The organism is Protofrankia symbiont of Coriaria myrtifolia (assembly GCF_900634755.1).
GTDB lineage: Bacteria > Actinomycetota > Actinomycetes > Frankiales > Frankiaceae > Protofrankia > Protofrankia coriariae.
Genome location: NZ_CAAAFS010000236.1, coordinates 1 through 4,528 on the forward strand (window position 1 = coordinate 1; position 4,528 = coordinate 4,528).

Below are 4,528 nucleotides of genomic sequence, written 5' to 3' on the forward strand. Positions count from 1 at the left end.
CCCCAGCCCCAGCGTCCATGGTCAGCGGGCTCCTGTCTTGGGCGACCATTCGATGAACGCCGGGTGCTGGTCCCTGCTGCGGACGCCGCGGATCCGGTCGACGATGCGCTGGCTGCGCCAGGCGTTGAGGCTGAGGTTGGGGTCGGCGAGGCCGCGCTGCCCGCGGGCGGCGTTCTGCAGGAACAGGTTCCGGTCGGCCGGGCCGTCCCAGCAGGCGGCGAAGTCGGCGTCCACCTGATACTCGTCGTTCTCCCGTTCCAGACGCGGCTGAAGGGGCGCCAGGAAGTCCATCGGGGCCGGCCGGAACCCGGCGGCCCAGATGATCACGTCCGCCTCGAAGATCTCCAGGCAGCTCGCCGGGTCGTTGTGCCGGACGGAGATGCTCCAGCCCTCCGGCGAGCACGGCTCGACGCTGACCACCTCGCGGTTGGGGTAGAGCCCGGTCAGCTGCGGGGCGCCGGTGATGAACCGGTGGACGTAGATCCGCTGGTAGATCTCCCGGGCGGTGGCCTCGGAGATGCCGTCGCTGGTCAGCACCTGCTGGCTGTTGACCTCGGCCCGCACGCTCGGGCCAAGCTCGGCGAAGTAGTCGGAGTGGCAGGGCATGTAGAACTCGTTGGTGAACGGCGAGTCGTCGAGCGGGAAGTAGTTGCGTCGGCGGGACAGCCACGACACCCGGTGCGGCAGCTCGCCGTCCGGCCGGGAGATCAGGTCGAGGAACGCCTCGGCACCGGACTGGCCGCCGCCGATCACCGCCACCCGCCGGTCGCGCAGGCCGGCGGCCCTCGACCGGAACTCGCTGACGTGGAACTGGGTGCCGCCCAGGTGCGGGCGGGCGAACTGCGGCACCCACGGTACGGTGCCGACGCCGACCACCACGTTGTCGGCGAGCAGGGTGCGTTTGTCGGTCCGCACGACGAAGGTGTCACCGACGAAGTCGACGGACCGCGCCTCCTCGCCGAACACGACGTTCTCGATGCGGCTGCTGGCCCAGTCCAGGTAGTTGCGGAACTCCTCGCGGGGGACGCTGTCGAACTGCGCGTTGAGGTAGTGGTAGATCCGCCCGCGGTCGTGCAGATACGCCATGAACGAGAACGGGCTGGTCGGGTCGGACAGGCTGACCAGGTCCTTGAACAGCGACACCTGCAGGGCCGCCCCGGGGATGAGCTGATCGTCGTGCCAGCTGAACTCGGCCTTCCGGTCGATGACCAGGTTCGGCGTCTCCGGGTCGCCGTGCAGCATGGCCGCCAGGCTCAGGTTGGCCGGTCCGGCCCCGATCCCGACACAGCGGTACCGCGCCGCGGACTCACTCCTCATGAGAAGAACTCGCTTTCAGCGTCTTCGGTGGACGGCCCGCGTCCGTCCGGGAAACATGCGACGCGGCCGGTGGCAGGGCGTCGGCGATGGCGAGCCGCTGCACCTCGGAGGCGCCCTCGTAGATCCGCAGCGACCGGATCTGCCGGTACAGCCGCTCCGGCAGGCTGTCGCGCACCAGCCCGGCGGCGCCGAACACCTGCACGGCCGCGTCCACGACCTGCTGGGCGGCCTCGGTGGCGTACAGCTTCGCGATGCTTGCGTGCCTGGCCGGCGGGGTGCCCCGGTCGGCCTCCCAGGCGGCCCTGGCCACCAGCAGCGCGGCGGCGTTCAGCCGCACCTCGACGTCGGCGAGGCTGGCCTTCACCGTCGGCAGGTCGAACAGCCGCCCGCCGTACGCGGCCCGCCCCCGGGCCCTGGCCAGGGCGGCGTCGGCGGCCCGGCGGGCGAAGCCGAGCGCCGCCGCGCCGACGGTGAGGCGGAAGCGTTCGAGCAGCTCCATGGCCACGACGAACCCGCCGCCCCGGCTGCCCAGGACGGCGTCGGCCGCAACCCGGCAGCCGTCGAACTCCAGCCGGGCGATGTCGCGTTCGGCCAGCATGTCGATCGGTTCGATCCGCAGGCCCGGTGTGCCGGCCGGGACGAGCAGCGCGGTCAGGCCGAGCGCGGCCGGGCCGTCGCCGGTGCGGGCCACCACGCAGAAGACGTCGGCGCCCGCCGCACCGGCGATCCACGTCTTGTGCCCGTCCAGGACATATCCCGTGCCGTCCCCGTCCGGGACGGCACGCAGGGCGAGCGCTGCGACGTCCGAACCGGCCTGCTCCTCCGAGAGCGCGAACGCGCCGGCCAGCTCGCCGCGGGCCATGCCGGGCAGCCAGCGCCGCTTCTGCTCGTCGGTGCCGTGACGTTGGATCGGCCAGGCGGCCAGCGCCTGGATCGAGAACGCGAAGTCGAGCAGGTCCTCGGTGTAGGCCAGGGCCTCCCTGGTCAGGCACAGGCCACGCAGGTCGGTGGGCGTCAGCAGGCCCGCGTCCCCCAGCGCGCGCAGCACGCGGGCGGTGTACTTCTCCGGCGCGCCGGTGCGGGCCGCCGCCGCCAGTTCGGCGTGGGTGTCGCAGAACCGGCCGAGCACCTCGGCCAGCTCGCGGTGCGGCCGCTCGTAGAACGGCAGCGCCAGCAGCCGCGGGTCCAGGGTGCTCACCGGCGCGCCCTCCTCGTGTCGGAGCTCATGCGGCGGCCCGCCTCATCAGCAGGCGTCTGGCCAGATGCGGCTCGACGAAGAACGCGAACGAAGCGTAGCCGCGCCGCACCCGCCGCCAGGCCCGCTCGACGACGGCCGGGCCACCGGTGCGTCCGACGTGGTCGAGGTAGCCGACGATCAGGTCGGTCGCCTGGCGGGTGTGGCCGGCCGAGATGTTGTCGATGGACAGGTGCACGTCCTCATAGGCGGTGTCGAAGCCACGACGGCGCATCTTCTGCGTCTCGTGCAGCCGCAGCTCGCCGAGACCGAACATCTCGACGCCCAGGTGGTAGCCGAGGATCTCCTCGTAGCGGGAGTCCGGGAACAGCGCCAGGCCGAGCTGGTAGGTCGCGTACGGGTAGCTCGGGTCGGGCAGCTCGGTCTGGGCGCGGAACTCCTCCGAGCGCAGGTGCGGCAGGTGGATGTCCATGCTGGTCAGGGCCTGGTTGATCAGCGTGAGGTGGTTGCGGGCGACGTCGCCGCGGCCCATCTCATCGGTGTAGAGGGCGAACAGCGGCCCGTCGCTGGGACGGTGGAAGCGGCCGGTGTTGCCGATCCGGTGCGTGCAGGCGCCGTCGACGAGGTTGCCCAGCGCGAACCGCTTCTGGCCGTTGATCACCTCTGCCCGGGGCGGGATGTCGGTCAGCGGCCGGTAGGGCCCGACGAGCTTCATCCAGTAGATGGTCTCCACCCGCTCCCGCAGCGCGGCGGGGCTGTAGTCGAACCAGGTGGCGTCGGTGTGGCGGCCGGCGGCTCCCAGTTCGAACATCCCCTCGGCCTGGGCGAGCACCTGCTCGACGCGGGCGTGGGCGGCGGCCAGCACGCCGGGGAACCGCTCGACGTTGACCAGCCGGTACAGGAACTGACGTTCGTCGAACGCCGGAGGCTCGGCAACGACGATGTCACCGGGATCGGCGGACACGAGCGCACGCCGCCAGGCGGCGGCGTCCTCGTCGCCGGCGGCGCAGGCGGCCAGGTCTGCGCCGGGCGGCTCACCCGCGGCGACGGCGGCCGCCCACCGCTCGAGCGTGCGCGCCTCGGCTGCGTCGAAGATCCCGAACATTGGCCCGCCGAACCTGATCGCCCTGGTCAGGGGGCAGCCGCCGGTCGGCAGTGGCTTCAGGTAGCTGGAGGATCGGAGCTGGCGGACGAACACGGCGGCGTCGAACGCCGGGCCGGCGAGCAGGCCGTCCAGGGGGACGCCGGAGATCCGCACCCGGTGGTGCTGACGGCCGGCGTACGGCGCGTGCCTGGCGACGATCAGCGCCACCTCGGCGTCCGGCGACAGGCCCTGGTGCCAGCTCGCAAGCTCGTCGAGCATCGCCACGTGCGCGCTCTCCAGGCGCGCGACGAGCCGGATCGCCGCGAGCAGCCGCGCCCGGTCGGCCGGGCCGGTGGGTGAGAGCTCGGTGAGCGCCAGGTACTCCGCCAGCAGCGGTACCGGATCGTACCCGCGGCTGTCCACACCGTCCGGGCTGGACGGCCCAGACGGCCCGGCCAACTCGGCCAACTCGGCCAACTCGGCCAGTCTGGACGGCCCGGCCCGGCCGAACAGCGCGGCGTCGGTGCCCAGCGCCCGAAAGGCACAGTGCACGCCGACCACCTCGGGCAGAAAACTGGCCGGCAGGCGGGACAGCGCCAGGTAGAAGACGGCCGTCACCACGGTGAGCGGCCGGGCCTGCGCCGCGGCCAGGAAGTCGGTGGCCAGCAGGTCGGGGAGCTCCACGCCGTGCTCCGCCAACAGCCGGCGGCGCCGACCGGCCAGGGTGTGCTCGACCACGCCACCGCCGAGCAGCTCCAACCGCTCGGCACCGAGCCGGTTGACGATCACGGCGGGCTGGGTCGCCGGCTGCGACACGGTGTCCAGCCAGCAGCCCTCGATCAGCGCGAGCGGGGCGCGCTGCCGCAGCACGGTGGCCACGGTCCCGGCCGGGGCGGCGCGCAGCCGGGCGGTGGTCCGCGCGATCGCCGCCC

At 72.9% G+C, this 4,528-nt stretch carries 3 protein-coding genes; all 3 read right to left on the reverse strand.

The genetic code is table 11. From position 1 onward, the window contains the following. Positions 1–21: 21 nt before the first annotated feature. On the reverse strand, positions 22–1,317 hold the full coding sequence (locus CM1CMNOD_RS13215) for a lysine N(6)-hydroxylase/L-ornithine N(5)-oxygenase family protein (protein WP_013874112.1): 1,296 nt from the start codon (positions 1,315–1,317) through the stop codon (positions 22–24). Next, entirely contained in the window at positions 1,307–2,515 is a 1,209-nt protein-coding gene (locus CM1CMNOD_RS13220) for an acyl-CoA dehydrogenase family protein (protein ID WP_013874113.1), read from the reverse strand. Before CM1CMNOD_RS13220 ends, CM1CMNOD_RS13215 begins: the two co-directional genes overlap by 11 nt. A gap of 25 nt (positions 2,516–2,540) precedes the next feature. Continuing rightward, positions 2,541–4,528 (reverse strand): iron-containing redox enzyme family protein (locus tag CM1CMNOD_RS13225; RefSeq protein ID WP_131774009.1); only part of this gene is annotated, 1,988 nt, incomplete at its 5' end.

Coding starts and splice junctions, on each gene's coding strand:
- CM1CMNOD_RS13215 (WP_013874112.1), bottom strand. CDS start 1,317: ATGAGGAGTGAGTCCGCGGCGCGGTACCGCTGTGTCGGGATCGGGGCC.